The 2,864-nt window shown below is 68.1% G+C and carries 3 protein-coding genes; all 3 read right to left on the bottom strand.

Annotated elements, in window-relative coordinates; all coding sequences use genetic code 11:
• On the bottom strand, nucleotides 1–640 hold a 640-nt coding region (locus tag C5O18_RS08230), incomplete at its 3' end, for an alpha/beta fold hydrolase (protein WP_146089296.1).
• Nucleotides 641–827: 187 nt separating this feature from the next.
• On the bottom strand, nucleotides 828–2,051 hold the full coding sequence (locus tag C5O18_RS08225) for an argininosuccinate synthase (protein WP_105193063.1): 1,224 nt from the start codon (nucleotides 2,049–2,051) through the stop codon (nucleotides 828–830).
• Between the two features lie 180 nt (nucleotides 2,052–2,231).
• The coding region (locus tag C5O18_RS08220) for a diguanylate cyclase (protein ID WP_158249307.1) at nucleotides 2,232–2,864 on the bottom strand (633 nt) is incomplete at its 5' end.

Genomic DNA, 2,864 nt, shown 5'->3' with positions numbered 1-2,864 from the left:
CCAGGTGCGCCGGCTTGCTGACCAGCGAGGCCAGCTTCGCAGGCATGCCGCTGCCGCGGAAATCGATGGGGCTGGCCACCGTGATCAGGTTGCGGATGTGCTGGTCGCCGGAGGCGCCGGCATACATCAGCGACAGCAGCCCGCCCATGCACCAGCCCATGAGCGAGATGTCCTTGACCCCGGCATGGCGGCGCACCTCGGCCACGGCCTCGGAGAACATGTCCAGCGAATAGTCCTTCAGGCGCAGGCGGGCATGGCGGCGCTCGGGCGTGCCCCAGTCGATCAGGTAGACATGGAAGCCGCGCGCCGACATGTAGCGCGCCAGGCTGCGGTGCGGCATGAGGTCGAAGCTTTCCGTGGTCACGCCCAGCGGCGGCACCAGCACCAGCGGCACCGGATGGCGCTCGCGCTGCACCGGCAGCAGGCTGCCGTCGGGCAGCGGAATCTCGTCTTCGTAGGGCGGCGGATAGTAGCGCAGCGACATGGGGTCGCCGGACAGCAGGGTCTCGTAGGGCGTCAGGCCGGACTGCACCAGGCTGCCGCGCAGGAACACCCAGTCCAGCGCATTGCCGGCCACGGTGCCGGCGTGCTCGCGCGCCTCCCTGGCACGCTGCAAGGCCTGCTTGATCGGGTTGCTCATGGGCGTCAGCTCCTGCCGGTATTGTTGTTGTTCCGTAATTGTATACGGCTCGCCGCATCATGCCATGCCGGCCGCAAAGCAAGAACCCCGGCATGGCCGGGGTTCCTTTCGCATGCTGCCGGTCTGTCGGGGCGCAGGGGGCGACGGGAAAACACGCCGCCCCCTGCACCCCGACAGACCGACCGGCTTACTTCAGCAGCGCTCGGCCATTGTTGGCGGCGATGCGCATGCGCAGCGCGTTGAGCTTGATGAAGCCGGCGGCATCGGCCTGGTTGTAGGCGCCACCGTCATCCTCGAAGGTCGAGATGCGGGTGTCGAACAGCGAGTTCGACGACTGGCGGCCGACCACGATGACATTGCCCTTGTACAGCTTCAGGCGCACGACACCGTTCACGTGCACCTGCGACTCGTCGATAAGGCCCTGCAGCAGCAGGCGCTCCGGCGACCACCAGTAGCCGTTGTAGATCAGCGAGGCGTAGCGCGGCATCAGTTCATCCTTGAGATGGGCGACTTCGCGGTCCAGGGTGATCGACTCGATGGCGCGGTGCGCCTTGAGCAGGATGGTGCCGCCCGGGGTCTCGTAGCAGCCGCGCGACTTCATGCCGACGTAGCGGTTCTCGACCAGGTCGAGACGGCCGATGCCGTTGGCGCCGCCGATCTGGTTCAGCTTGGTGAGCACGGTGGCCGGGCTCAGGCGCTCGCCGTCGATGGCGACCACATCGCCGTTCTCGAAGGTCAGGTCGATGTAGGTGGCGACATCCGGCGCCTTCTCCGGCGACACCGACCAGCGCCACATGGATTCCTCGCACTCGGTCCACGGGTCTTCCAGCACGCCGCCCTCGTAGGAGATGTGCAGCAGGTTGGCATCCATGGAGTACGGCGACTTCTTGCCGGCCTTGGCGAAATCGATCGGGATGTCGCGCTGCTGGGCGTAGGCCATCAGCGTTTCACGCGAGGTCAGGTCCCACTCGCGCCACGGCGCGATGACCTTGATGCCCGGCTTCAGCGCGTAGGCGCCGAGCTCGAAGCGCACCTGGTCGTTGCCCTTGCCGGTGGCACCGTGCGAGATGGCGTCGGCGCCGGTCTCGTTGGCGATCTCGACCAGGCGCTTGGCGATCAGCGGACGCGCGATCGAGGTGCCGAGCAGGTACTCGCCTTCGTAGATGGTGTTGGCGCGGAACATCGGGAACACGAAGTCGCGCACGAACTCCTCGCGCAGGTCCTCGATGAAGATGTCCTTGATGCCCATGGCCTGCGCCTTGGCGCGCGCCGGCTCGACTTCCTCGCCCTGGCCGAGGTCGGCGGTGAAGGTGACGATTTCGCACTGGTACTGGTCTTGCAGCCAGCGCACGATCACGGAGGTGTCGAGACCACCGGAATAAGCCAGCACGACTTTCTTGATGTCGGACATGTCGGAACTCACGGGCAGGAATATGAGGGTCGGGCGGCGCGCGGCCTCATGGGCCCGGACCGCTCCGGATGCGGCGCGCATTGTACGCGCTGACGCCACCCGCGCGCCAGACGCCCCGGGCCATGCCGGCACGCCGGGCAGCGGCATCCGCCCTGCCCCCCGCGGACCCGATGGCCGGGACTAGGACAGCTCGCTGACCACCACGCGGTGGCGGCCGGCGCCCTTGGCCTCGTAGAGCGCGGCGTCGGCGCGGTCGATCAGCTGCGCCGGCGCCAAGTGCACGTCCGGCACCACCGAGGCGACGCCGATGCTGACCGTGACATGGCTGCCCACCGACGAGGCCTTGTGCGGCAGCGCCTTCTCGTCCACCGCCGCGAGCAGCTGGCGCGCCACCTCGGCGGCGCCGGCGCTGTCGGTGTTGGGCAGCAGCAGCACGAACTCCTCGCCGCCGTAGCGCGCCGCCAGGTCGCCGGGGCGGGTGGCGACCGAGCGCAGCACGCCGGCGATGGTCACCAGCGCGCGGTCACCTTCGAGATGACCATGGTTGTCGTTGTAGGCCTTGAAATGGTCGACATCGGCGAACAGCAGCGCCACCGGGTGCCGCTCGCGCCGGCCGCGCTCCCACTCCAGCAGGAAGCTGTCGTTGAAATGGCGGCGGTTGGCCAGCCCGGTCAGGCCGTCCTCGCGGGCCAGCTGCACCAGGCGTTCGGAGAGCTTGTTGAGCTGGCGCTTCTCCAGCTCCAGCAGGCGCGACTGCAGGTAGAGCCGGCGCTCGCGCACCTCCACCACATAGCCGTTGCCTATGCCTACCAG

Origin of the sequence: Amnimonas aquatica, from assembly GCF_002943415.1 — a bacterium.
Taxonomy (GTDB): domain Bacteria; phylum Pseudomonadota; class Gammaproteobacteria; order Pseudomonadales; family Moraxellaceae; genus Perlucidibaca; species Perlucidibaca aquatica_A.
Note: the sequence above shows the minus strand (reverse complement) of the source record. Positions and strands in the feature narration are given on the sequence as shown.